22 protein-coding genes and 2 tRNA genes are annotated in these 24,739 nt (G+C 46.3%); 9 read left to right on the top strand and 15 right to left on the bottom strand.

Annotation, left to right across the window (positions count from 1 at the left end; translation table 11 throughout):
* Window positions 1-119: 119 nt before the first annotated feature.
* From RH949_RS30590 to RH949_RS30575, 4 genes are all read right to left on the bottom strand, one after another.
* On the bottom strand, window positions 120-560 hold the full coding sequence (locus RH949_RS30590) for an HNH endonuclease (RefSeq protein WP_446358499.1): 441 nt from the start codon (window positions 558-560) through the stop codon (window positions 120-122).
* Window positions 553-963, bottom strand: coding sequence for a hypothetical protein (locus tag RH949_RS30585; protein WP_446358497.1), 411 nt, complete (start codon window positions 961-963; stop codon window positions 553-555). Before RH949_RS30585 ends, RH949_RS30590 begins: the two co-directional genes overlap by 8 nt.
* Before the next feature lie 449 nt (window positions 964-1,412).
* A complete protein-coding gene (locus tag RH949_RS30580) occupies window positions 1,413-2,744 on the bottom strand; it encodes a GTPase family protein (RefSeq protein ID WP_006102161.1) in 1,332 nt (443 codons plus the stop codon).
* 18 nt (window positions 2,745-2,762) lie between these two features.
* Entirely contained in the window at window positions 2,763-3,317 is a 555-nt protein-coding gene (locus RH949_RS30575) for an AAA family ATPase (protein WP_446358495.1), read from the bottom strand.
* Between the two features lie 59 nt (window positions 3,318-3,376).
* Between RH949_RS30575 and RH949_RS30570 the strand changes: the two genes are divergently transcribed.
* On the top strand, window positions 3,377-3,937 hold the full coding sequence (locus RH949_RS30570; protein WP_446358493.1) for a hypothetical protein: 561 nt from the start codon (window positions 3,377-3,379) through the stop codon (window positions 3,935-3,937).
* On the opposite strand, the gene RH949_RS30565 is transcribed toward RH949_RS30570, so the two are convergent.
* The 4 genes from RH949_RS30565 to RH949_RS30550 form a co-directional block, all read right to left on the bottom strand.
* Entirely contained in the window at window positions 3,921-5,909 is a 1,989-nt protein-coding gene (locus RH949_RS30565; protein WP_446358491.1) for a phosphotransferase, read from the bottom strand. The two genes, RH949_RS30570 and RH949_RS30565, sit on opposite strands and share 17 nt — an antisense overlap.
* 162 nt (window positions 5,910-6,071) lie before the next feature.
* Complete coding sequence (locus tag RH949_RS30560) at window positions 6,072-7,556, bottom strand: S-layer homology domain-containing protein (protein ID WP_446358489.1); 1,485 nt, start codon at window positions 7,554-7,556, stop codon at window positions 6,072-6,074.
* Between the two features lie 157 nt (window positions 7,557-7,713).
* Window positions 7,714-9,309, bottom strand: a complete 1,596-nt coding sequence (locus RH949_RS30555; protein WP_446358487.1) for a class I SAM-dependent methyltransferase — start codon at window positions 9,307-9,309, stop codon at window positions 7,714-7,716.
* A gap of 463 nt (window positions 9,310-9,772) precedes the next feature.
* On the bottom strand, window positions 9,773-10,900 hold the full coding sequence (locus RH949_RS30550; RefSeq protein WP_446358485.1) for a ferrochelatase: 1,128 nt from the start codon (window positions 10,898-10,900) through the stop codon (window positions 9,773-9,775).
* Between the two features lie 169 nt (window positions 10,901-11,069).
* Between RH949_RS30550 and RH949_RS30545 the strand changes: the two genes are divergently transcribed.
* The gene (locus tag RH949_RS30545; protein ID WP_446358483.1) at window positions 11,070-11,237 is read left to right on the top strand and encodes a hypothetical protein; all 168 of its coding nucleotides are present in this window, start codon (window positions 11,070-11,072) and stop codon (window positions 11,235-11,237) included.
* Between the two features lie 17 nt (window positions 11,238-11,254).
* Here RH949_RS30545 and RH949_RS30540 read toward each other — a convergent pair.
* Window positions 11,255-11,341 (bottom strand) — tRNA-Ser (locus RH949_RS30540).
* A gap of 76 nt (window positions 11,342-11,417) precedes the next feature.
* On the opposite strand from RH949_RS30540, the gene RH949_RS30535 reads away from it, so the two are divergent.
* Both RH949_RS30535 and RH949_RS30530 read left to right on the top strand, forming a co-directional pair.
* A complete protein-coding gene (locus tag RH949_RS30535) occupies window positions 11,418-11,786 on the top strand; it encodes a 2Fe-2S iron-sulfur cluster-binding protein (RefSeq protein WP_446358481.1) in 369 nt (122 codons plus the stop codon).
* Window positions 11,776-12,435, top strand: coding sequence for a thermonuclease family protein (locus RH949_RS30530; RefSeq protein ID WP_446358479.1), 660 nt, complete (start codon window positions 11,776-11,778; stop codon window positions 12,433-12,435). Before RH949_RS30535 ends, RH949_RS30530 begins: the two co-directional genes overlap by 11 nt.
* A gap of 559 nt (window positions 12,436-12,994) precedes the next feature.
* Here RH949_RS30530 and RH949_RS30525 read toward each other — a convergent pair.
* The 5 genes from RH949_RS30525 to psbZ all read right to left on the bottom strand — a co-directional run bounded on the left by RH949_RS30525 (window position 12,995) and on the right by psbZ (window position 15,997).
* The gene (locus tag RH949_RS30525; RefSeq protein ID WP_446358649.1) at window positions 12,995-14,257 is read right to left on the bottom strand and encodes a glutamate-5-semialdehyde dehydrogenase; all 1,263 of its coding nucleotides are present in this window, start codon (window positions 14,255-14,257) and stop codon (window positions 12,995-12,997) included.
* 9 nt (window positions 14,258-14,266) lie between these two features.
* Window positions 14,267-14,677, bottom strand: a complete 411-nt coding sequence (locus RH949_RS30520; RefSeq protein ID WP_006102156.1) for a hypothetical protein — start codon at window positions 14,675-14,677, stop codon at window positions 14,267-14,269.
* Window positions 14,678-14,922: 245 nt separating this feature from the next.
* Window positions 14,923-14,994, bottom strand: a tRNA-Gly gene (locus tag RH949_RS30515).
* A gap of 122 nt (window positions 14,995-15,116) precedes the next feature.
* Window positions 15,117-15,719 (bottom strand): 6,7-dimethyl-8-ribityllumazine synthase, encoded by a 603-nt coding sequence (gene ribH / locus RH949_RS30510; protein ID WP_044208144.1) that lies wholly within the window; start codon window positions 15,717-15,719, stop codon window positions 15,117-15,119.
* A gap of 86 nt (window positions 15,720-15,805) precedes the next feature.
* Window positions 15,806-15,997, bottom strand: coding sequence for a photosystem II reaction center protein PsbZ (gene psbZ / locus RH949_RS30505; protein WP_006102213.1), 192 nt, complete (start codon window positions 15,995-15,997; stop codon window positions 15,806-15,808).
* A 189-nt stretch (window positions 15,998-16,186) separates the two neighbouring features.
* On the opposite strand from psbZ, the gene RH949_RS30500 reads away from it, so the two are divergent.
* From RH949_RS30500 to RH949_RS30480, 5 genes are all read left to right on the top strand, one after another.
* Window positions 16,187-18,967: a CBS domain-containing protein gene (locus tag RH949_RS30500; protein ID WP_446358476.1), complete on the top strand. Its 2,781-nt coding sequence runs from the start codon at window positions 16,187-16,189 to the stop codon at window positions 18,965-18,967.
* An 84-nt stretch (window positions 18,968-19,051) separates the two neighbouring features.
* A complete protein-coding gene (locus RH949_RS30495) occupies window positions 19,052-20,281 on the top strand; it encodes a serine/threonine protein kinase (RefSeq protein WP_446358474.1) in 1,230 nt (409 codons plus the stop codon).
* Window positions 20,282-20,967: 686 nt separating this feature from the next.
* Window positions 20,968-21,297, top strand: coding sequence for a DUF6825 family protein (locus tag RH949_RS30490; protein WP_044208147.1), 330 nt, complete (start codon window positions 20,968-20,970; stop codon window positions 21,295-21,297).
* A gap of 319 nt (window positions 21,298-21,616) precedes the next feature.
* Window positions 21,617-23,320, top strand: coding sequence for an ABC1 kinase family protein (locus tag RH949_RS30485; protein ID WP_446358647.1), 1,704 nt, complete (start codon window positions 21,617-21,619; stop codon window positions 23,318-23,320).
* 34 nt (window positions 23,321-23,354) lie between these two features.
* Window positions 23,355-24,083 carry a Stp1/IreP family PP2C-type Ser/Thr phosphatase gene (locus tag RH949_RS30480; RefSeq protein WP_446358472.1) on the top strand — a complete coding sequence of 243 codons (729 nt, stop codon included), beginning with the start codon at window positions 23,355-23,357 and terminating at the stop codon, window positions 24,081-24,083.
* 10 nt (window positions 24,084-24,093) lie between these two features.
* Here RH949_RS30480 and RH949_RS30475 read toward each other — a convergent pair whose 3' ends face one another.
* Complete coding sequence (locus tag RH949_RS30475) at window positions 24,094-24,489, bottom strand: DUF1816 domain-containing protein (RefSeq protein WP_157453223.1); 396 nt, start codon at window positions 24,487-24,489, stop codon at window positions 24,094-24,096.
* Between the last annotated feature and the right edge of the window lie 250 nt (window positions 24,490-24,739).

Genomic DNA, 24,739 nt, shown 5'->3' with positions numbered 1-24,739 from the left:
GTGATATTTGCGGTCAACAAAAGTCTAGTTAAAAAATTGGTAAAGCAACAAAAAACGGAGGAAAAATTATCACCATAAATTCCAGAGAGGCATCTGCTGCTGGCAGCCTTAGAAAAGTATTAAACCTGATCAGAATCTATTGGAGGATGCTGACCAATTGTGCGTAGCACTCGCCGCAAATTCACCACGCCCTCACGATTAAGCTGCAACCGCTCCACAGTTGCACGTCCAGTTGGAGTCAAACCAATCACTATTGTAAAGTCTTCATTCCAGCTAAACTGGTCTGCCCACCTCTGGCGGCGAGGGTGATACAACGATACTAAATTTCCACTCACAGGATCGCGTGCTTCAATATGCGTGTACTTACGGTTGTTGCATCCTTGGCAAGCCAAAGCTAGATTGTCATTCTCATCGGTTCCACCTTTTGAACGAGGTGTAATATGTTCGATAGAAAAGGGATCGGGTGAAAAACGAGCCTGACTGCGACAGTACTCGCAACATCCATCAGCACGACGAGCAATAGCTTCCTTCTGTTTCGCTGTTAACTTTGGCTCAGACATAGGCAGGGGCTTTAATGCCTAATTCCTGCATGAGTGTCTCCAATGAGGTGTTTCGCAAACTTGCCAGTTCAATTAAATACTGAATTCGACAAGCATTGGCTTGTTCAATTTGGTCGGAGATCTCAATTAATGTTGCCTGTTCCTCAGGTGTTAAGATTTCAGCACGGCGTTTAGCCAGCAGGGCATGATACTGTTCCCATCTTTGTGGTGGTAAACCCAAATTAATGTTTTGCAATAAGTCAGCTTCAGCCTTTGACAGGCGGGAAGCAGTACGCCGAACGGGTCGCAAGTGTTCTTTCAGAGCATTTACAATGTAATGATTGGGATCAAGACCTTGTTGGGCAGCCTCATCCCGTAACTGTTGTTCGAGTTCTGGCGTAAGCTCAAGTGTGATGGTTGCCATCTGAATACCCTTGATCAATATGTTTCCTTATCTTACCTGCGAGAATGAATGTTGGATTAGCACGGCTGGCAATTATAGCAGTAGACACATCGATTAGGACTTTCGGCACCATTGTAGAGACGTTGCATGCAACGTCTCTACATAAATGATGTGTCCTAAGCTGTTCGGCATTTAAACCTTAATATCAATAATGGCGCAATCTTTGTAGTGCGTTAAGCGAAGCCATGCCGCAGGCTTTGCATCTTGCTCGCTACTAATACCCAATTTAAATGCATGACAGCTTAACCGCTATGGCGGTTGCTATACTTTGACCACAGTCTCACCAACCGCCTTGAGTTTAAACCCAAGGCTGAAAGCTAAAGTTGAAGACGACTGGATAAGAATTTTAGTCCATTTTAATGGACTTGGGCTATTAGCCCGGAGTTTGAACTCCGGGCTGTTTTTCAGGTTTACTTTATACCCTTAAACCGTTCTTTCGCCGACTGAAATGCTTCTTGCATCACCGATTGAATCTTCTGGGGATCGGGTTTTTTCCCGCCCATTAAATCCCCAAAATAAACACAAGCCCCCTCACCCAACGCCCAGGTATAAGCCGCCGCCCAAGACGCCGCGATCGCACTCCCTAAACCGGGTAAAAATTTGATTAATTCTCGTCCCACAGCTTGCGCCACAAAACCCCCCGCGATCGCACTCACGACTCCCCCAGCTTGGGAAGGCGTCAGCGTTTGTCCATATAATTTCCCCAACAACCCAACCAGCGAAACTTGTAGCGCAGTTAAAACGGGCATTGTGGCAAAAGGTAACGGTACCGCCGCCAAGGTTGCTGCCATAATCGAAAAGGCTAAAATATAACGTCGCCCGACATCCCGATAGAGATTCCCCAGTTGCTGACCCGCGTCTTTTTCTTCCAATAATTGCGAAATTGCCCTGGATTCGGCTTCCGGTAACAACTCGGCTAAGGCGTCGCTGAGTGCCTCTAAGCCATAAAATACAGGATTATATTCATCTTCTTCTAGGGTAAAATCAATCATAACCGCCCGATTATAAAGTCCCTTAAAAGCCTGCTGAATCCCCTCAAAGGCGCGATTCAACTCTTCATAGTCTGGCGGATAAGCAGGATGATCAACGACATCAGCCGGATAAAGTTCATGTAAACAAGTTACAGCCAGCAAACAGGGAATCTCTGGATATTTCTCTTGTAACTGTTCAGCCACCTGTCGCAGCGTATCCGTGGCAAAGTCATTAATTTTCACCGTCAAAATCAGGATTCTGGCACGATGAGTATCCTGTTCCAATTCACCTGCCAATTCCTGAATAATTATCGGCGTTTCTTGGTTAACATCACCCAAACCCACAGTATCGGTAAAAATCAGCAACGGTAGGTCATTCGACGGATAAGCATAACGCTCAGTATATTGCGTATGGGGACGAAATCCCTGACCCACAATCTCCGCTGAAACCCCAGTCAATCCCCGCACAATGGAACTTTTCCCTGATTGAGGCTTGCCAATCAGCAGCGCTTGGGTTGTGGGGAGTTCTTTGCGTACCGACGCCAAAATCTCAGCGACTTGCGCCTCATTAACACTAAACCAGTCAATCACCGTTTGTGTAACTTGTTCGGTGGGAAGGAGTTTCTGCAAGCGATCGCTGGCTGTAGTCCAGAGTCCAGCCATGCGGTTCGTCCAGGAGTTATCAACCGACTCTGAGGGTGTCCCTTCCGTTGGTTTTTGCACCTGCTGAGAATCAGCCGATGGTACGTCAGCCTTATGTTCGTCAGTCATCCTAATCGATGAATCCCTTCAATCCTGCCTATCTTTAAGATTACAAGTAGAGACGCGCCATGGCGCGTCTCTACCGATTGATTGGTTGAACATTTGCCAGATATCCGATTCTGTATCCGCTAGATTGACCGAATTCACCGCTAAAAATCCCTCGTTGGTTTGAGGCGGATGATCTCGTAATGCGCGATAAAAATCCTCAATCACCTGATCAGGAACTTGGCGCTGGCGCTGTCGGTTCCAAACTTTGCAGGTTTCTAGGGGAGTGGTGAGATACCAGGCTATCCAGCGCACGGTTTCACCGGATATCTTGGGCAAAAGCGATCGCCGCCATTCGGGTTTGGCATTGGTTGCATCGTAAATCACCGGGTTTCCATCGGCAATGGATCGATGAATTTGCTGTAATACTTGCGTTTCAATCAATGACCAATCCCCTTGGATGTTCTCATCCCCAAATAACTGCGCCCGGATCGCGTCTGTGGACACAATCACGGCTTTGGGTTCGAGTTGAGTTAGTTTGGCAGCTAGGGTAGACTTACCGGAACTGGGAGAACCTATGAGAAAATGACAGATCATCAATCCATTGTTTCAAACGCGATTTACCTGACAATTAACCGATTACAGAACACAATTATATGACTTCTGTCAATACAAATTTATACCTAATTTTAGAGAACCTCGGTTTCTTTATTGTTGCCACTGGATTTACTGCAATTGTCGGCTGGGCGTGGCGGAAGGCGAAACCATTTACTATTCCTGAACCCTTGCCCGGATGGTTTAAAATTTGGTTTGGTACAGTTCAGGTTATCGGAGTCTTGGTTCCCCTAGTCGTTATGCTTCTCTGGGGCGTCTGGTGGAACCATTCTACCGTGTTAACTGTACTTGCCTCCTATTTTTTGATGCTAGGATTACAAATTTTATCGGAGATAATCACATTAAAACAGTTTCAATCGGTTGTTTGGGTAATGGTTCCCTACTTATACCTGCCTTATCGCCTCTGGCAATTATATGAAGGACTCACTATCTTGAGTTCTGATAGCCAATTGACGTGGGTGCGGATTCTGTTAATGGTCGAAATTGTTGTTTGGACAGGTAACTATTTCTTAGACTTGGCACAGCTTCCCCGGCTGTTTCGATGGGAGGTGCAGGAAAAAGCTACATACGACACAGCTACTTCCATCAATTCACAACCATAAGCCACTCAATTACTTCAGCGGTTTCTTGTAGTTCTTGCTCTAACCTAGCCCGGAAAGAGGGATGATCTTGCGCTCGATTGATTTGCCAGAGTCCATAGGCAGCATATTGAGCGATAATAAACGTTTTCAGGTGAGGTAACTGTGCTTGGGGAAAAGGTCTAATCTGGTTATAGCCATGTAAGAGCTTGTCTAAATACAGGGAGAAGTCTCGCTCATATATATAGTCGTTCAAGAAGCGAGCTAGATCGTAAACCCAATAGCCAAAACCACAATCAGCAAAGTCAATAATCCTCATTTCCTGCTGATCAATCAGAATATTTCCTGACCAAAAATCACCATGAATCAGACCAAACTGGCTGCGATCTTCTGTGAGCAATGCGATTGTTTCTTTAAATTGTTGGCTAACGCTTTCAAATAGATTTCGGTAAGGCTGGGGAGTTAAATCCCAAACCTTAGCCCCATCGTTACTATAGCCAGCCATGTCTCCGAATAATCCATTCCAATCCCAACGTGGTCTAGTAAAGTTTTCTGGTATAGACCAATGCTCGGCGTGGTCATGCAATTGACCTAAAAGACGACCCACAGACTCAAGTTGTAGGAGTTGTGACTCTTGGCTAGTATCCTCAGATGAAAGGGAACTGCCATTTAACCATCGAGTCAACGAGCAAACGCGAGGTTCGGGGACTCCTTGAGCCTCACTCAACGTACATAGTTTGTCATTTAATGTGGGTATTGGCTCCGGGACAGGTAATTGTGCTTCCTGACTCAGGAATTGTAGCCAGCGTAATTCTGAATCAATCGCATCAATGGGCAGATAATTGGCTCGGTGAACTCTTAAAGCAAAGCGAGACGATGAATAGCGATACCTACGGTGGGCTTTACCTACGCTCTTTTGTTTAGTGATAGATAAATTGGGTGTATCAACAGCAAAAACTGTGTTTTCCCCATGGGAGATCAATTTAAGTGCTGTCGGCTCAACCCCATATTGAGTCAGAGACTGTTTGGCAACTTTACTCAGCCTGTTAACTTGCTCAGATGCGGTTAATGGATTGACCGGGGTATAGTCTTGACTCTGATCGTTTGATGGGGGGTGATAATTTTTATCTAGGTGAGTGGGTTGACTGAATTGGAAAAGTTCCTGGACTCTAACAAATAGAAACTTATATATTTCAGGGATTTTTTGATACTCCCGTTGGGTAATAGAGACGCGGGTTTGCTTTTCGTAATTAACCGTCTCTTGAAACCAAGAGCGATAGTAGACAATATATAGAATCGGTCGCACCTGGTTAGAAATATTGGGTGTTCCCCCATGCCATAGTTGATAATCCATCAAGTAACAAGATCCGGTGGAGACAAAGGGAACGGATGAATTTCTCTTTTCTAATTCTTCTGATTGAGAGAGACGATGACTACCTTTCCAAACCTGGGTAGATCCGGTAGCTGGTGTCAAATCTATCAGAGGAACCACAACGGTAATCGCAAAACTAGGCAGTTTAAGATCTAAAGCCTCATCTTCAAATAGTGCTGGATGATCTTGGTGAATATGTTGTTGTTCAGCACCAGGAAGGGCAATCACTGCTCCAAAACTACCGAGAATAAAATCCTTTCCTAGTAAACCTTGCATCAAGTACATCAACAAGGGATTCCCGTATAGGTTGGGATGATTAAAGGGATACTGAAAATTGACTGTGATCATTTTCCGCTTAACGCCGACCCCTAAGGCATCTGGATGATCCTTGTCTTCAAAATAGGTGTTGTATTGCTCGGAAAATGACTGGTTTAGTTCAGCAATAAAGTCTTTGGCAAAGAGATTTTTAATCACAAGAACACCATTTTTTGCAAATAACTCTTTTGCCGTTTTGATTAAGACTGGATTAACTAAATCTGATTGGGGTAGATTGACAGGTAAACTAATTTCTGGTGGTTTATTTGAGCTGATATTTTTATAAACCTGAATTGAGAAATTAGACATCGGTATGGTTTTGGGAATTGAAGAAATAAGACAGATCAAGTTGCCCTATAGCACTCTTTGTTTGTCGTGAGAACTTTAGTTCTCGCTTCGCATAGCTAGAGAGGGCTAAAGTTCCCTCTCTACGAACCCAATCTATTCCACAATTTTAGCTGTGTCAGTCCACTACTGAGCGATATAGTTGGAGCTAATGCCCTCAAGTTGTCCAAGACCGACTAGGGCTTGATGCACGATAGCACAGGTTTCGGCGCGTGAAATGACTTGGTTGAGATTCAGGGTACGGACGTTAGGGTAGTTCACCAAGATGCCTTTTTCAACTAAGGCTGCAATGTAAACGCGATCGCTAGCCGGGATGGTATTGGCATCGCTAAACACACTCAGGATCTCGTCAACGCTTCTGCCAGACGTTACTTGAGTGTATCCCAATCCTTTGGCAATTGAAGTCAACACATTTAGCTTCGTGAGGCGTTGATTTACATTGAAATTACTGCGGGTGATGTCAACGAAGCCCATTGAATAAGCAGTTTGCAGATCACCATGAGCCCAAAAATCTCTGGGAATACTTTGCACAACAGTCACTGGTCTGACTCGAGGAACGTTGAACGCCTTACTAACAATTGCGGCAAACTGTGCCTGGGTTATGCCAGTCTCAGGTAGGAAGTCTCTATCCGGAAAGCCTTGTATTATGTTGAGAGAGGATAGCCGATAGATAAAACGACTAGCCCAGTAGCTCTTACGGACATCAGGAAATATGAACTCGGGCGCATCATTAAAAATTTGGACGAGTGTGTCAGAACTACAATCAATGGGTTCGATAAAGTTGCCCCCAGCCGAAATATTCCCTTGAACAGAGAATTTAGCTCCCTTTTTAGCTCCCTTTTTACAGGTTCTGATGCGTTTGAACTTCTTGCACTTCTTCCCACGTGTACCGTTAGATACGACGATGTAAGATTCGCCATCTGCATCAACAATGCCAGAAACACCACCATATCCTTTTTTGGTTTGGGTAATAACAACGTCTGTATAGTCAGTATCGGTTGTAGAAAGATATTGAAATGTGAGTTGATTAGTCTGAGTTGTCTTGACAGTCAGGCTACCAATTTGATCGCCTACTGAGACAGCGTCTGTAGAAGCCGTTGAATATTCAATCGTTTGTAGTGCTGAAGCTCCGGACAGATAGGCGGCTTCATTGTCAAAAACTTGGATCAACGTAGCAGAACTGAAATTACCCGTGGCTGTGAACTCTGAACCCCTGGTAACAGTCCTTTCAAAGAAGAGACTACAGTATTTCTTGAACTTCTTACCCTTTTTAAATTTATTGCTGACTTTAGATTTCTTACCGACTTTGGATTTCTTCCCGGCTTTTTTCGACTTCTTCCCGGCTTTCTTCGATTTCTTATTTTGACTGATTTGCTCCTGGTCAATATTGCCTTGGAAAATAACGGTGTCCCTTTCGTTGTCAGGATTAGCGGTGATGGCTGTACCTGTACCTGTATCGGTTAAGTCAGCATTCTGGGGTGTAAGAAATTGAAAAGTCAGTTCTCTTGATTCAGGAACTGTGCGATCGCTGGGGCGTATATCCTCAACTTCGACTGGATCTACACCCAAATCGGTGTTTGGCACATCAGTCAGCTCATTGCCTTGTAACATGGCGATTTGAGCGATTACGCTAGTCGGGCTAGCAACAAGCCCAACAGACAAAACTAAACAGCGAAGGAATTTAAATTGCGAGGATTTCTGGCTCATTAATTTGAACTAGCTCCTGTAGTAATTAAGGAATTTGACTCAGTATAGCTAAATATCACCGTTAGACCAATCCTAAACGCTTGAGTAAGGGTAAACTGGTCTTTTCAAATTGTTCAATCTGCTCTTTTAACTCAATCTGATTTGCCTCTGAAGTTTCCAACGGTTTGCCATCTTTGATCAGTCTTTCACCTTGAACTTGCAGAATATTCCAAATAAATTGAACCGGATCTCCCTGACGCATAGAAGCGAGTAACAAAAGTTGTTCAGAACGACTGACATCAATGCCACTTCCGGTCGTTGGTGAGGCAAGAATTTGAGTATCAGCTCCAAATCTAGCTCGTTTCAGGACAGCCGTATTAAATCGGGTAACAGATTCTTTCCGTTCTTCTTCTCCCTCCTCTGGCAAGGCAGGAACGGCACTATAGTTGGTTATCAATATTTTGAGGGCTTGCAGAATGGAGGCAAAATCTAGCTTAGTTAAATAAGGTTGCTTCATCAGTTCCCTGAGCGTCTGAGGACGCTCTGCTAATGCCGCAATCAGAGGCTGATAAATTTTTTCATCCAGTTTAATCGGACGACCAACCAAGTCAATTTCATATTCAATATCTTCTGGATCAACAATCAGAGCGAATCTAAAATTACTGAGGAGTTCAACTTGTTCTAAGCTTGGTAACTTAATTAGTCCTTTAACATAAATATCTCGACGAAATCGGGTGTTAAACAAAAAGTCTCGAATCGTTTGGCGCAGCGTTATATCTGTCGTCTCTGCCAATAGATTTAACTGAGCTTGATCTAGCTTGAAATCATGAAATTGATCATCAATATCTGCTGAGGTAGCAAAAGTGAGCTTGGCTTCAGCCAGTTGCTTTGTGACTTCAAAATGGTATAGAGGTCGCCAATTACCATTAAAATATTCATGAGCTAGATAATTTCGAGAATCATCCTGCATCTCTGCTAAACTATGCTGCACTACAGGATTTTCCTGGAAATATCTGGCTTTAAGGGTTTGAAGCTGCTCGGCAAATGCTAGTCCTTTTTCGACTTTCTGAATACTTGAATCATGAGTGCTACCTACATATTGAACCATGAGTTCCCTGAGTGGCATTACGGCTGACCAACCGGGTAAAGTATTATAGCTGACATAAACAGCACCGCCAAACTTCAATTTTTGGCGGAGTAAGTCAACAAGTGTACGTCGATTTTCATCGCTAATCCAGGAGTACACACCATGTAAAGTAATGAAATCAAATTTAGGCGTATCTGCGGCGAGAAATTCGGCAAAACTCTGATCAGAAAAATGAATATTCTTGAGATTGGCAGCGTCAGCCAGACGCTGGGCTTCTGCGGCATGAGTTGGATTAAAATCGATGCCCCAAAATTGACTCTGTGGGTTAGCAGCCGCCATGACATTAGTTGTGAAACCCTGACCACAACCTAACTCACAGTAGGTAATGTTCTCAATCGATGGGGGGACAAACCGACTATCTAGAAGGTTGAAAGCAATGTTAATGGGTGCTAGCTCTGGAAAAAAACTGTAGTCATAGCTGACATCGGAAACGTAGCCTTGAGTCCAATCTTCCATATCTTGGATCAATCCTGATAAGTCCAGTGAAAATTTAGTTTTATAGCAACCGCCATGGCGGTTAGGACACATCATTTATGTAGAGACGCGCCATGGCGCGTCTGGAACAATGGTGCCGAAAGTCCTAATCGATGTGTCTACTGCTATACAACAATGTAAGTCTACGTTGCCGGGGTTGATTTGTCCAGGACGGACGCAGATATAGCAGTTTCCTCTGCTATGCGGTACATTGTCGATCCCCCTAAATCCCCGTGCAATAAAAGCGAAGCATCCTTTGGTTTCCCCCTTTTTAAGGGGGACGGAAGGGGGATCTGAAGGGGGACTTTGATCGACTTATAGATCGCGTATCTGTATTGGAAGATATTATGTCTGGAAATTAAAATACAGCCTAGCAAAAACGGGGTTTTGGGGTTAGTTTTCGGACAAATATAACGGCTATAAATGTAAACGATAGAGTGATTTAATACCAATTATGACTAACGAGTGCAGTAAGCCCTAATTAGATCCCCGACTTGTTCAAGAAGTCGGGGATTTAGGTTTAGTGATGATGATGGTGATGATGATGATGACTGGAAGCTGATTCCGGATTAACCGCGATCGCAGTTTCGGCTAAAAGCGCTTCAATCTGAGGATTTGCCCAATCTGCCACCATGGCTAAAAAGTCAGGATGATCATTGACACAAGGCATCTGTACATAGGTCACATCAGAGTTACGATGCTCTAAAGCGTGAATAATGTGATGAACATCCAGCAAGGTTTCATGATTTTCTGTGGCAAAGCCAATCGGCATAAATACGATCGCTTTTGCCCCTAAATCAATCAGATTCTGCGCGGCTAACTCAGTATTGGGTTGTGTCCACTTAATCAGAGGGGTTTGGTGATTCAGCCAGCCGACTGAAATTAAGGGATACTTATTAATTAGCTTTTCCCGTACCCGTTCATACAATGCCTCACTTTCCATGATGCCGGAGGTAAATCCCTTTGCCTCATGGGGACAACCATGGTTCATCAGAACAATGCCAATTTGAGAGGGTAAGTAAGCAGAGGCTAAATCAGCCGCAATTTTTTCCTCTACCATCTGCGCCATCAAGTCAATGTAGGCGGGTTCGTTGTAAAAGGAAGGGATATACCGTTGTCCTTTGAGCCAATGTTCATCGCCCTCCGTCAACTTGACTAAGGCATTATTCACCTGTTCGACAGCAATGCCACTGGTGAAGATAGAATCAACGACGAGGAGGGGATAAATTAGCAGTTTATCAAAGCCTTGGGCTTTAATCTGCTCCAGCACTTGTTCCGGTAAAAACGGAGCGCAGAAGTTAAACGCCTTAAAGACTTGGACGCGATCGCCCCATTTTTCTTGCAGGTGTTGTTCAATTCCGGCTCGTTGCTGCTCAAAAATTTGGTTGTGGGGGGAGATGAAATTGTTGTGCTGATGTCCCCACTCATGGAAATCAAAAACGGCTAACAGTTTGGCTAAGGGGGGATACACCCAGGTGGGTACAGGCGCAAACTTAGCGGTTAATAAGTTTAAGGCTTGCTCGTTATAGTTGGCAAAATCTTCGTAACTTTCGACTTCCCCGTAACCCATGAGTAAAACGGCAACGCGATCGCCGCCTTCTGGGTTAGATGTGGGTATTGATTGGACTTTTTCAGGAGTGGCAACCACAAGACTATCCTATCAATTGATGGAACATTCACTGGGTCTCTTCCGAGGTTAGGAATTGAGACTCGCCAGTTACCCTTAGGGTAGCATCCCCTGTGGGGGGATGATTCACCTGTCTCGCTACAATTAGTTTATTTGAAGCAATACGCCAATCAGGGGTGGCAAAAAACTAATGCATGAGCCAGAGCCGAAAAATTGGCATCAAAAGACCTGGGTGAGAGTCCTGCTACTAATCTTTGCTGTGCTGATCGCGGGGGGGCTTTACTTGCTTTCTATCCGCATCGCCACTCAAAGACCTCGAACTGTTCCGGTTACACCCGACACGTCAGGCTTAGAATGATTCAACCGTCTTGTCAACGGAGAGGGAGGGATTCGAACCCTCGTTAGAGTTTCCCCTAAACAGCATTTCCAGTGCTGCGCCTTAAACCGCTCGGCCACCTCTCCAGGGGGTTTATTATGATGTGTGCGAGACTTAACAGTATCAAACTTAGCACACAATCTGTAATTATACACGAAAGGGATGACTCGATTCTATAAAATTACCATTCACCATCGCCAAACCAATACCAAGCACACTCTAGAAGTCCCAAGCGATCGCTACATTCTCCAAGCCGCAGAAGACCAAGGCGTACAACTCCCATTTTCTTGTCGCAATGGCGCTTGCACCACCTGTGCGGTGCGTGTCCTCTCCGGTGACATCTATCAACCGGAAGCCATGGGACTCTCGCCAGCGCTGCGCGAAAAAGGGTATGCACTTTTATGTGTGGGGTATCCCCGTTCTGACATAGAAGTCGAAACCCAGGATGAAGATGAAGTCTACGAACTCCAGTTTGGGCGCTATTTTGGTAAAGGCAAAATTCGGTTTGGATTACCCTTAGATGAGGATTAAACCGCACAGTCGCTCCCTCTATTTCAGTTACTCCCCCCTTTTTAAGGGGGGCTGGGGGGGATCAAAACACCACACAGCTAACTTTAACAGCAATACAGCTTATCCCAGCCGCCTTATCGCCCTCCTAATTAGCTGTAGCTTTCTCCTTTTCCTGGGAGGATGTCAATCTAAACAAGTTACTCCTGGTATCCCTGTACAAGTCCAACAAGTCGTCAGTGGACAAACCATCGAGGTATTAGATACCACTCAACAACCCGCCTTAATTGTTCGGGTGCGGTTAATTGGTATAGAAGCACCCGACTTGAGACAACAGCCTTGGGGAAACGCAGCCAAAACTCGGATTGAACAACTTATCGGTGAAACCAGGGGTCAACAACTGGTACTCCAATCGGTTTTCTTAGAACCTGATGTGCAAACCAAAGACAGTTTTGGTCGTTGGTTAGCCTACGTTTGGCATGATGGAGTCATGCTCAATGAGCAACTGATTAAAGAAGGATATGTTTTAGCGACACCGCGATCGCCTAATAATAAATATAATGAACGCCTAATCCGCGCTCAGGAATACGCCAGGATTATGGGATATGGCATTTGGAGCCCGGAACAACCCCTCCGTTTAACCCCTGCTGAATTTCGGCGACGCAATCCTTAGAAGAAGGCAGGAAGCAAGTTTGTAGTAAGCACTTTAGTGCTTAAACGCATAGCTGGAGTTGGCTCAGGTTCCCTCACGACAAAACAAATCTGATAGATTTTTCCGATTTTCTGGGCGCACGTCGGTTTGGAATTGGGCGCACGTCGGTCATCCGTGTCAACTTAAGCTCAACCCCTCTCCCCCACTATGCATTACCCACATCTTTCTTAACATTAGCGAGAGCGATCGCTATAGCGCTCTCCAACCCCTATTCCTACATAGCCCATTCTCAATAAAACTCGGTCTTTGTCAAGAGTAGTTTGTGGTAATTTGTCAAGTTTAGTGGAATGAATTGAATTTGAAAGCCTTGTTAAACAAGGCTTTCAGGATTGTTAAGAAAGATGCGTATAAGGGATAGGTCGTGGGAGAGGGGCTGGGGGTGAGGGGTTGAGCTTAAGTTGACACTGATGCACGTCGGTGCGCCCCTACAATGCTAATCCACCAAATAAGCTGTGCCACGCCAGTAGCTTGCTTCTAGCGAAGCGAGTATGACGAATGACAAATGACAAATGACAAATAACTAAAACTGCCCATTCCCCTGAACCACTTGTTTCAGTGTGGTTAACGTCTCCAACGTAATCATCCCGCGACGATACCCTTTCTGATTGGACATCCCCAGAAACACCGAGTCCCCACGTTTGGGATTGCGGGAAAATCGCGGTGAGGAATTGAGATAAACCGAAGCACTATCAACTTTGAGAGAAAATTGGCGACTTTCCAGATAAGACTCAGTAACTAAGCAGTCAGCGTGGCGGCTACTGTATTGATTAATCCACGCGATCGCGTCTTCGGTGCTATCGACTAATTTAAAGGCAACAACCTTATCTAAATACGGTTGACTCCATTCTGATTCAGACGCTAAAGTTAATTGATCGGGAAACTTTGCCACTAACTCGGCATCGGCTTTGAGTTTGAAGCCCTTGTCGCTCAAACTCTTACAGAGATTCATTAACGAGGATGGCTTTTGATTACGATGGATCAAGACTTTTTCGATCGCATTCACTGGATCAGGGATACTAGCGTGGCTATCTAAAATAATCGATCGCACCCCATCCCAAGTCCCTGATTCAGACCAGTAGAGATAGCAGTTCCCCATTGCTGATCTTAAAACGGGTACCGTTGCTTGTTGCAAAACTTGCTGCACTAGCGTCGGGCGTCCGTAAGGAATCACCAAGTTTAAATAGTCATCCCGTGTGACTAAATCTCGCATAGAAGCCCCCTGTTCGGAAGGGAACAATTCCAAACAACCTGAGGGTAAACCCGCCTCGTCCAAGGCGTTCTGTAACGCTTCGGCAATGACTTGATTGGATTGACTGGCTTCGCTACTTCCTTTTAATATCAAACTATTTCCGGTTTTAATACAAAAACCCGCCGCGATCGCACCTAACTCTGGGAACGCCTCATAAATTAAGGCAATCACGCCCAACGGCATCATTTGACAATAGGTTTGAGAATGGTCAAGTTGATAAGACGCATTCATCACCCGACGAATCGGATCAGATAATTCCCCAATCCGCTGCAAAATCCCAATCGCAATCTGGAGTCGTTCTGGCGTCAGCTTCAGCCAATCTAATACCAACTCAGGAACTGCCATTTCTCGACTGGCTTCCAAGTCCATGGTATTGGCATCCAAGATATCATCAAACGCATTTTGCAAGGCTTTTACCATCGCTTGAACGCCACGCGATCGCTCAACTCCTTTTGTGGTTGCCAAAACCACAGATGCCCGATATGCTCTGGCAATCACAGGGTTGGACTGAGGCGTAGGATCAGAGGCTTCCATATCCATCATTTACGAACGCCGATAAGCTAACCACACCATAAGCGCTGGCAACACCGCTAAAATCACTGCCAGTAACGCCCAAAGAATTATAGAAGGACCGGTTGGAGATTGCAGCGCTAGGGGTAACCAGACAATCAGCAAAACCAGCACAATTAAGAGGGCTACAGGTAGATAGCTTTCCCCAAGATTCCCTTGGGTACTCGCCCAGCGATGACCTGTCCAACGCCACGTTTTTTTGTAGGGATAAGTCGTCGATAATTGCTCGATTATAAGCCCATTTTCTTCAAGAACGAAAATCTGCTGACAGCGATTACAGCCAAAGGCTTCTGTCAGGGTAATCGGCACTAAACACCCCCGCCGCCGACAAGGGCAGGGATATTCCTTACTTAAATCTATCTTTTGAGCTTTCTGAGGTGGCACAAGCGCTATTCAAAACCAAGATTACGTTGATGATTGAATGTTCCTGATGACATAATCAGGCTGCATCGTGATTCACTATAACTTAAACTTATCCCCATCAATTCTCCACTAGAGGCTTTCTGGGAGACGCTCATGCTCTCATATTAGCGCTTTCTTTTCCCTTGACCAATTTTGGGTAACCAGCCCTGCATAGACAAACTGTATATAAGAAAAAGCGAGGTCATTACAACTTCGCTTTTCAACTAAGCGGGTAACGCGATTCGAACGCGCGACATTCACCTTGGCAAGGTGACGCTCTACCACTGAGCTATACCCGCATTTATTTTGCTTTATATAGTGTCTCAGAATAATCGAGCTTTGTCAAGTGATTTGTTGAGTTGCCATGACTCTCCTGTTCCAAGACATGACCTGCAACAGGGAGAGGTAGAGTCTGAGTAGATCATGAATTCCCAGACTCATTGTATTCTGAAGCTGACTCTGAAGGAAGAGACCGCCCTGATGAAACAGGCAAGGACTGAGGAGTTCCTGCCGGATCATAAGCATTATAAGAGGTTGAGCCATTTTGCCCCTTGAACTGCTGCATTAAACTCGCCATTTCTAAGGCACTCATGGCATATTCCCAACCCTTATTACTCTTGATTCCTGCTCGTTCTAAGGCTTGCTGCATCGTATCAGCCGTTAGAACCCCAAAGACGACAGGGATTCCAGTTTGAAAGCTAGCGGCGGCAATGCCCTTAGAGACTTCAGCCGCCACATAATCAAAATGGGGGGTTTGACCGCGAATGACAGCGCCCAAGCAAATCACCGCATCATAGCGATGGCTAAGGGCAGCTTGACGAGCCATGAGAGGGACTTCAAAACTACCGGGAACCCAAATATAATCAACTTGGGAGCCATGAGGATTGGGATCAACACCGTGGCGTTTCAGGCAATCTTGACACCCGGCTAATAGTTTCTCTGTCACGAGATCATTAAATCGACCGATGATAATTGCCAAGCGCAGGGAGCTGGCTGATGTGAAATTTCCCTCAAAAACTGCCATGGCTATCTTTGCCCTCTTGCGTCATGAGCATCTGTCTGTTGGTGGAGAAGCCCCGTCTGAATTCAATCATTCAGCCGGGGAGAAGGTCAGGCTACCACAAAATAGTTCAGGATGCCAACCACAATAACCAGAGCCAGCCAAAGCCCTGAACCTAGCCAAATCAAGTTTTTTGATTGCTCCCAGTTTTGGGGGGTAGCATAGGCGACAGGGACACCCACCACCATGACGAATGACAAAATAACCAAAGCTGCCAGTGATATTTGAAATAAGATAGACATTTCCTGTTGTGCCTTTCAAGACGTTAAATCCTTCTGATTAGTAAGCTACCAAAAATTGACCCGCTTTTTTGAAAAAACTGAAAATCAGCAACAAGGGAGATGAGGAAGCAGGGGGAGCAGAGGGAGCAGGGGAAGCAGAGGGAGCAAACAAATGACGAATGACAAATGACAAATGACGAATGACAAACCATGGACTTAATCCTGTGTCACACGATTAGCGACTTTGATGCCCTAGGAGCAGCCGTCGGGCTGACACGCCTGAAAACAGGAGCCAAACTTGTCCTAACAGGGGGCGCTCACCCGGCGGTTCGGGATTTTTTGGCACTGCATCGAGATGAGTATGCTTTGATTGAACGACGTTCGGTTAAAGTAGACCAAATTCATTCTCTTGTCGTGGTGGATACCCAAAAGCGCGATCGCTTAGGGAAAGCTGCTCAATGGTTCGACTTGCCTTATCTTACTGCCATTGAACTTTACGACCATCACGGCGACACTGACAGTGATATTCCTGCCACATTCCGACAGGTTGAACCCGTGGGTGCCACCACAACGCTCATCGTCGAGCAATTACAACAAACGTCAATCCAATTAACCACCGCCGAAGCCACAGTGATGGCACTCGGTATCCATGTGGATACAGGTTCCTTAACCTTTGACCAAACTACTCCACGGGATGCCATGGCTCTGGCTTGGGTAATGGCACAAGGGGCAAATATCCGCCAGATTGCCGACTATGTTGATCCAGGACTTTCGCCGCAGTTGCAACAATTGCTCACCACAGCCCTAGAGCAGTTACAATCTGAAAATTATCAAGGTAATACCCTGTCTTGGGTGTTCCTGAAAACTCAAGACTATGTACCGGGACTCTCAAGTTTAGCCTCACGATTAGTTGACCTGACGGAAAGCGACGCCCTATTGCTGGCGGCGGAGTATGGGGGAGATGTAGAGACGTGCCATGGCACGTCTGGGAGCAGGGAAGCTGGGGAAGATGTGAGTGAATCCAACAATCAACAATCAAAATCATCCCGTCTGACGATAATCGGGCGATCGCGAATTCCTGGCACGAATTTAAATGCGCTCTTACAACCCCTAGGTGGAGGGGGGCATTCTCAAGCCGCCGCCGTCACCCTACGCCATGACAATCCCCCAGAGGTTTTGCCCCAACTCGTTGATCAATTCAAGGAGCAAATTCCCCAACCCCTAAGCGCCCTAGAGTTAATGTCTTCCCCGGTGCGAACTATTCGCCCCGATACAACCGTTGGCGAAGCACAGCGGATTTTGCTGCGTTATGGGCATTCTGGACTGTCTGTGGTTGATGAACATGACCAGTTAATTGGGATTATTTCACGGCGAGATATTGATCTGGCGCTGCATCACGGTTTAGGTCATGCCCCAGTTAAAGGGTATATGACCCGAAACCTGAAAACCATTACCCCCCAAACCTCACTACCCGAAATTGAGTCGCTGATGGTGACTTATGATATTGGACGCTTACCCGTGTTAGAGAATGGGCAGTTAGTCGGGATTGTCACTCGTACCGATGTGCTGCGACAAGTGCGCCAAGATCAAGAGCGCTGGGGAGAGACTTGCCCTATCCAGATGACCTATCCCTCATCCCGCCTGTTAAATATGCGGGAACGCCTTGCTCCTGCCCTGTGGCAATTGCTCACTCAAGCCGCCCAGGAAGCCCAGGAACGGGGTTGGCATCTCTATTTAGTGGGGGGAGCCGTTCGTGACGTATTGCTGGCGGATGAGAGCCAACCTTTGCTCCTAGAAGACGTGGATTTGGTGGTTGATGGGTTTCATCGGGCGGCTGATGTGGGTGCAGGTGTAACTTTGGCGAAAGCCTTACGCGAACGTTACCCGAATGCTCGCTTAGATGTTCATGGGGCGTTTCAAACGGCAGCATTGTTGTGGCATAATGACCCGGTGCTGGATTCCCTGTGGATTGATATTGCCACGGCTCGAACTGAGTTTTATCCCTATCCAGCGGCGAATCCAGAAGTGGAAGCCAGTTCTATTCGCCAGGATCTTTATCGGCGAGACTTTACGATTAACGCTATGGCAGCCCGACTGACGGGGAGGCGAGGTGAGGCGTTGCCCCTACTGGATTTTTTTGGTGGGATGTTGGATTTGCGATCGCGTCAAATTCGCGTCTTGCACGCCAATAGTTTTATCGAAGATCCCACCCGCATTTATCGAGCGGTGCGGTTTGCCGTGCGCTTAGGCTTTGAACTGGAACCCCAAACCCAAGACTATATCCAGTATGCGTTAGAGAGTGGTGTTTATGAGCGATCGCTAGGAGCAAATACGCGAGCGCCTGCTCTAGAAACCCGCTTGAAAGCTGAATTAAAGTACATTCTAGAAGCTCCCTATTGGCAACGGGCATTCCAACTCATCGGCTCACTCGGAGCATTACGCTGTCTTCATCCCAGCTTAAAGCTTGACCCATTGTTATGGTGGCGGGTTCGTCTAATTGACCGTTGGTTACGACGGTTTGATCCGGATCAAACCCTAAAACATTGGCAGATGCGTCTTGAGGTGTTAATTGCTCATTTAGAGCCTCAAGAACGGGGCAAGGTGGCAGAAAATTTACAACTGCCTATTGATAGTATTGAGCGACTGCAGCATCTCGGACAAGCCCAAACCGAAGTAGTGGAGTCTCTACCCCAATGTCAGCGTCCCAGTGAAGTCGTTTTGCTGCTACGTCAGTATAAATTACCCACATTGGTTTTGATTGCCGTACACAGTTCTCGGGCAATTCGGCGCAAGTTGTGGCACTATTTCACGAACTTGGCAACCGTGCAAGCGCCTCTCAATGGGAATGATCTCAAACGTTTGGGTTATAAGCCAGGACCACACTATAAAGAAATGCTGGATGCTCTGTTAACCGCAACCTTGGATGGCGTGATTCAGGATGAGGCAGATGCCCAAGCATTTTTAGAGCAGCATTATCCTCGTTCGACGTAAATGTTGAGTGTTGAGTGTTGGCACAATTTGGATATACTCCATCTAGGCTATAGCATTATTTGTGCTTGTGGGGAGTGAATTTTTATGAACTTGAAGGCAGAACGGACTTTAAACCAAGGGAAATACGTTCTCAGTAACCAACTGGGTGCGGGTGTTTTCAGTCTTACCTACAAAGCAACCGATACTGAGTCAGGTCAATCGGTTGTGATTAAAACCATAGGGGAAGCGCTGCGCCAGCATCCCAATGTTAATCAATTCAAGCAGGAATTTTTAGACATTGCCAAACGCTTGAACTATTGCCAACATCCTCATCTGGTTCGCGTCCTCGACTATTTTGAGGACACGGGATATCCCTACCTGGTGATGGAATATATCCCTGGACAGACATTGGCAGACGTTCTGCAAGCGGGTTCCTTGCCAGAGGCGGAGGCGATCAACTATATCCGTCAAATCAGTGATGCGGTAAAGGTTCTACACCAAGTCGAGTTACTACACCGAGATATCCAACCCAAAAACATTATTCGGCGTCAGGATAGCGATCGCGTTGTGTTATGTGAGGTGGGGATGCTCTATGAGTTCACCCCAGGCGTCCAACAAACCTACGCCAGCTTCCTCTCTGCTGGCTACGCTCCTCCAGAAGAGAATACCTTAACCCCTACAGCAACGCCGCAAACGGATATCTATGCCTTAACTGCCACATTTTACTGCCTACTCACAGGCTCTCCTCCCTTACCTGCACCCGTCAGACAAGCTTTGTTAGCCAAGGAAAAGGATCGCCTATTTCCCTCATCCTCTCAGCCAGCCTCGTCTAACTTAAGCTCCCCCATTCAACAAGCCGTAAAATCTGGTTTAGAACTCATCCCTAACAATCGTCCCCAAACGATAGACACTTGGCTAAAGCAGCTTCCCCTGCAAGAGTCTGTTGCTATTCCTGAACCCATAATCCCTCAGCCCGTCAAAACCCAGCCCCACTCAAAACCATACCCTCGAAAGTCCCCAAAACTCAAAACTCTACCCTCGAAGGTGACAAAGGGTCAACATTCCAAATCCTGTCCTAGAGCGAAGGGAAGGAGCAACACTCAAAACCCTGTACTAGAGCGCCGGGAAGGAACAAGACTCAAAACAGCTAGAACAAAAGCCTCAATCCCATTACAAGCTTTATTTATGACAGGCGCGATCGCTGCGTCAGCCGGGATTGGATTCGGCTGTGCGGTACGACTCAACCAACCCGGTGAACCTGGATCAACAATTTTGCATACTCAACAAACCTTTCCCCCCCGTAGCGATTGGCCCGTTTCCGAATCGCAACTTTGATTGGTTATTGGTCATTGGTCATTAGTCCTTTGTCCTTTGTCCTTTGGTCATTGGTCATTGGTCAAGTCGGGGCGGGCGCGAGTTACATCTGGGTGTGACCGAAAAGATAGCAGTGAAACCCGCCCCTACATAATTTCCTCCATCTCCCTCATCTCCCCTATCTACCCTATCACCCAGCATTCAGTTAAACGTTATAATTTGCTACAGGATAAGCGATGGTGCAGGCTCACTCGCGATTTATCCGAGGGATGAAACCGAGCTCGGCGTTTAGCCTAGCAACTTGAGTTGCGAGTATATTTTTCTCATAACACCACCAATTAAGTGTTATGCTAATGACAGCGGTAAAGCGCTTATGAAAAGCGAAGTTGGTCTAGCGGATTGTGATTTCTTAGTGTCCGGAACCCTGGTAGCAGAAATCCTAAATCTTGTAAAGTAAGAAACGTTAAAGCGAGAATTCGAGAAATCTCGATACATTTGAATCATATAAGACCTGTGAAGGCATTGAAATACCGTGGGACACACGGGAATTTAAGCTTAAGGAGTGAGTTGAAAGACTCAGGAATGCTCTGTAAGACCAAGGGGAAGACACTCAACTTGTTGAGCGGATGAACTAAGGCAAGATCAGCCTAAGAATCACCCGACGTTTTAACCAGGTGAGTGTCAAGAAGACCCAAACCATATTCCCCATGAGCAATCCAGTCATTCATGCCTTTTTTGTCGGACGATCGCTAGCTCAAACTCTGGGCGATCGCGTAGAAGACTCCTTAACGAATGCTCTTAGCGAACTTGGCAAATTTGATGCTGAACAGCGAGAGCATTTGCAACAGTTTACTGAGCAAGTCATGGAAAGGGCGCAACAGGAAATGGAAATCGCCATGGGCGATCGCTCTTCTAGTACTACTGTTTCGACTGGTTCTCAATCCGTTGATCTACAAGCTACTATTGACGAGTTACGAGCTGAAATTGCTCGCTTGCGGACTGAGCTACAGCTCTATCGCAATCAATCAGTGACTTGATTTGAGTGATACTGGAGGTATTTCCCTTTTCCCTTCACTCATTACAGCTTTTCCCAATCCGCTTCTGGAATCTCCTCTATCCCTAGGGTACTTTTTCCTTGAAGCCTTGGAGCTATATGCCTTGGAGCCATCTGCCTTGTCTCTACCAAAAAGGGGGTAGTCACCCCAGATTTGGTATTACAGATACTCGCTTAGGGTGTGCTTAGCTTTCAAAGATTTTGAATTTTTATTAAGATTAAGAGGAGACCATCATTCAGGAATCTAGGTGTCTGCTGTTTCTGATAACTATGTCAACCTCAAACAATATAAGGAACGCCAGGTGTCTAGCCAACGTTCCCTAAGAGGGATAAACCAAGACAAGGCATATCGTTGGAATCGGGAAAACTATTCCCGACATCGACGATTTGTCGATATTTGGACATTTGTTTTAACCCTCCTCTTCCAGTTGTGGCTCAACGGCAAACCTTGGAGCTATCCAGGGGGCATGACCGATGCAAAACAGGCGGCTCGTCGTAAGACACAGGCAATCTGGATTCGAGATACGTTCTTAGAGTTAGGTCCAACCTTCATCAAGGTGGGACAGCTATTTTCAACTCGGTCTGACTTATTCCCTGGTGAATATGTAGAGGAACTGTCTAAACTACAGGATCGCGTTCCGGCTTTTAACTATGATCAAGTCGAGGCAATTGTCAAGAAAGATTTAGGGAAATCTGTAAGTGAACTCTTTGACAATTTTGATCCGATTCCTCTAGCAGCAGCCAGTTTAGGACAAGTCCACAAAGCTCAACTCCAGAGTGGAGAAGAGGTTGTGGTCAAGGTACAACGACCGGGCTTGCGGAAACTGTTTACGATAGACCTACAAATTCTCAAGGGGATTGCCCGTTACTTCCAAAATCACCCCGATTGGGGTCGAGGTCGAGACTGGATGGGCATTTATGAAGAATGCTGTCGCATTCTTTGGGAAGAGATTGATTATCTTAGTGAAGGTCGCAATGCCGATACCTTCCGCCGCAATTTCCGCACCTACGATTGGGTAAAAGTTCCTCGTGTCTATTGGCGCTATACCTCAAATCGAGTCTTAACCCTAGAGTATGCTCCAGGAATTAAGATTAGTCACTACGAGGCATTAGAAGCCGCTGGATTAGATCGGAAACTTTTGGCTCAACTAGGGGCAAAAGCTTACCTACAGCAGTTGCTCAATGACGGTTTTTTCCATGCCGATCCCCATCCCGGTAATATTGCGGTTAGTCCGGAAGGCTCATTGATCTTTTATGATTTCGGCATGATGGGGCGGATTAAGGCAAATGTCAGGGAAGGGTTGATGCAGACGCTCTTTGGCGTTGCCCAAAAAGATGCCAGTCGAGTGGTTGAGTCTCTAGTCGCATTAGGTGCCTTGTCTCCGGTTGATGATATGGGTCCGGTGCGGCGTTCGATCCAGTATATGCTGGATCACTTTATGGATAAGCCCTTTGAACAACAGTCGGTGAGTGAAATTAGCGACGATCTCTATGAAATTGCCTATGGTCAACCCTTTCGCTTTCCGGCAACCTTCACGTTTGTGATGCGAGCCTTTTCCACCTTGGAAGGAGTGGGCAAGGGCTTAGACCCAGAATTTAACTTTATGGAAGTAGCAAAACCTTTTGCTCTGCAAATCATGACTAACGGTAATAGCCCTGAGGGTAATACATTCTTGAATGAATTGGGACGCCAAGCGGCTCAAGTGAGTAGTACGGCGTTGGGATTACCTCGGCGGATTGAGGATACGATTGAAAAATTAGAACGGGGAGATATACGTCTACGGGTTCGTTCTATCGAGTCGGATCGGATCTTGCGCCGCATGAGTAGCATTCAGATAGGAACAAACTATGCGTTACTACTCAGTGCATTCACATTGTCAGCTACGATCTTATTTGTTAATGGTCAAGTCGGGCTGGCATTAGTTGTGGCGTTAGTCGCCGCCGCGATCGCTTTTGCCCTAATTCGTTTACTCCGAAGGCTCGACCGATACGATCGCATGTTATAACTCCCATAAGGTTATTGACGCCAGCACAAACTTTATGAAATGTCGCTTTACGGGTCTAACTGACCCGGGCTTAATTCGTACCGTAAACCAGGACTATTACTACATCGATCCGAAGGGACGCTTTTTCATTGTCGCCGACGGCATGGGCGGTCATGCTGGGGGACAGGAAGCCAGCCAACTGGCTACAGAGGTCATTCAGGCACGTTTAGAGCGGCAATGGCTAGAGTCAGTCCCTTCGGAAAGGTTACTGGAACAAGCCCTCTACGATGCTAATCAGGCAATCTTAGAGGATCAAAAAAATCATCCCGAACGGGCAGATATGGGCACGACGGCTGTCGTGGTCATCTTCCGTAAAGGTCAGCCTTGGCTGGCTCATGTGGGTGATTCTCGCCTATATCGATGGCGACAATTAAAACTCGAACAAATGACGGATGACCATACCTGGGTAGCACGCGCCATGAAAGCTGGGGATCTGACTCCAGAACAGGCGCGAACGCATCCCTGGCGTCATGTGTTGTCTCAATGTCTAGGTCGCCAAGATTTAAAATCAGTTGATGTCGAGTCCATGGAGATTCAGTCAGGAGATTTCCTGCTCCTTTGTACCGACGGACTGACGGAGGAACTCTCAGACACCGCGATCGCGTCCCATCTCCAGTCCAATGGGGATGGCGAAGAAATAACGGCTAACCTAATTGCTGCCGCCAAAGACAAAGGCGGACGGGACAATATCACCGTGATTCTAGTCAAAATTGACGCGATCTGACTCAGAGAGCTTAAAAAATTGTTAAATTGTCGGGTTTGCACCATTTAACCGTCACGGCGATCCCTTGAGCGCCCTCTTGTTCTAAATCCTCAATGTAACCTGCTTCATAAGACGCGGCTTCTTCTGGACTATCAAAGGGTCCAAAGTAGTAAGTGACCGCAGGTTCAGCAGTGACAATTTCTACCCACCAAGCGAAGGAACTCTGAGCCTCTGTGTTAGGAGTTAAGCTTCGTATGCTGACAATCTTGCCACCTAATTGGGAAATTCGCCGCATCGTTTGGTTCATGCGGCTGTACGGAACTCTGATAAAGACAGAACTACTCCGACGAATGGGGTAGTTGAGGGTGTCGGTAGCTGCACTCTGACGCAAACCGACGACTTCATAAATAAAATAACGATTATCCAACAAGATACTACCTGGTTAAGCCAGCAACACTTGAGTTCTAGAGAAGGGGTGTCGGGTGTGGGGAATAGCCACCAATGGATAAAGGGGGTAACAAAGGCGGATTTGGTATTAAGCTGTTCGGCATTTAAACCTTAATGTCAATAATGGCGAAAGCCTTGTAGTGCGTTTAGCGAAGCCATGCCGCAGGCTTTAGCGAAGCCATGCCGCAGGCTTTGCATCTTGCTCGCTACTAATACCCAATTTAAATGCA

This window comes from Coleofasciculus sp. A1-SPW-01 (genome assembly GCF_040217205.1).
Taxonomy (GTDB): Bacteria; Cyanobacteriota; Cyanobacteriia; order Cyanobacteriales; family Coleofasciculaceae; genus Coleofasciculus; species Coleofasciculus chthonoplastes_A.
Note: the sequence above shows the minus strand (reverse complement) of the source record. Positions and strands in the feature narration are given on the sequence as shown.

Bases quoted from the DNA above. Each gene is read 5' to 3' on its own strand.
- RH949_RS30480 (WP_446358472.1), top strand. From the start codon at position 23,355: ATGAAATGTCGCTTTACGGGTCTAACTGACCCGGGCTTAATTCGTACC.
- ribH (WP_044208144.1), bottom strand. From the start codon at position 15,719: ATGGCAGTTTTTGAGGGAAATTTCACATCAGCCAGCTCCCTGCGCTTG.
- RH949_RS30590 (WP_446358499.1), bottom strand. From the start codon at position 560: ATGTCTGAGCCAAAGTTAACAGCGAAACAGAAGGAAGCTATTGCTCGT.
- RH949_RS30545 (WP_446358483.1), top strand. From the start codon at position 11,070: ATGCATGAGCCAGAGCCGAAAAATTGGCATCAAAAGACCTGGGTGAGA.
- RH949_RS30530 (WP_446358479.1), top strand. From the start codon at position 11,776: ATGAGGATTAAACCGCACAGTCGCTCCCTCTATTTCAGTTACTCCCCC.
- RH949_RS30575 (WP_446358495.1), bottom strand. From the start codon at position 3,317: ATGATCTGTCATTTTCTCATAGGTTCTCCCAGTTCCGGTAAGTCTACC.
- RH949_RS30525 (WP_446358649.1), bottom strand. From the start codon at position 14,257: ATGGAAGCCTCTGATCCTACGCCTCAGTCCAACCCTGTGATTGCCAGA.
- RH949_RS30555 (WP_446358487.1), bottom strand. From the start codon at position 9,309: ATGATGTGTCCTAACCGCCATGGCGGTTGCTATAAAACTAAATTTTCA.
- RH949_RS30495 (WP_446358474.1), top strand. From the start codon at position 19,052: ATGAACTTGAAGGCAGAACGGACTTTAAACCAAGGGAAATACGTTCTC.
- RH949_RS30585 (WP_446358497.1), bottom strand. From the start codon at position 963: ATGGCAACCATCACACTTGAGCTTACGCCAGAACTCGAACAACAGTTA.
- RH949_RS30570 (WP_446358493.1), top strand. From the start codon at position 3,377: ATGACTTCTGTCAATACAAATTTATACCTAATTTTAGAGAACCTCGGT.
- RH949_RS30535 (WP_446358481.1), top strand. From the start codon at position 11,418: ATGACTCGATTCTATAAAATTACCATTCACCATCGCCAAACCAATACC.
- RH949_RS30565 (WP_446358491.1), bottom strand. From the start codon at position 5,909: ATGTCTAATTTCTCAATTCAGGTTTATAAAAATATCAGCTCAAATAAA.
- RH949_RS30500 (WP_446358476.1), top strand. From the start codon at position 16,187: ATGGACTTAATCCTGTGTCACACGATTAGCGACTTTGATGCCCTAGGA.
- RH949_RS30490 (WP_044208147.1), top strand. From the start codon at position 20,968: ATGAGCAATCCAGTCATTCATGCCTTTTTTGTCGGACGATCGCTAGCT.
- RH949_RS30560 (WP_446358489.1), bottom strand. From the start codon at position 7,556: ATGTTACAAGGCAATGAGCTGACTGATGTGCCAAACACCGATTTGGGT.
- psbZ (WP_006102213.1), bottom strand. From the start codon at position 15,997: ATGTCTATCTTATTTCAAATATCACTGGCAGCTTTGGTTATTTTGTCA.
- RH949_RS30580 (WP_006102161.1), bottom strand. From the start codon at position 2,744: ATGACTGACGAACATAAGGCTGACGTACCATCGGCTGATTCTCAGCAG.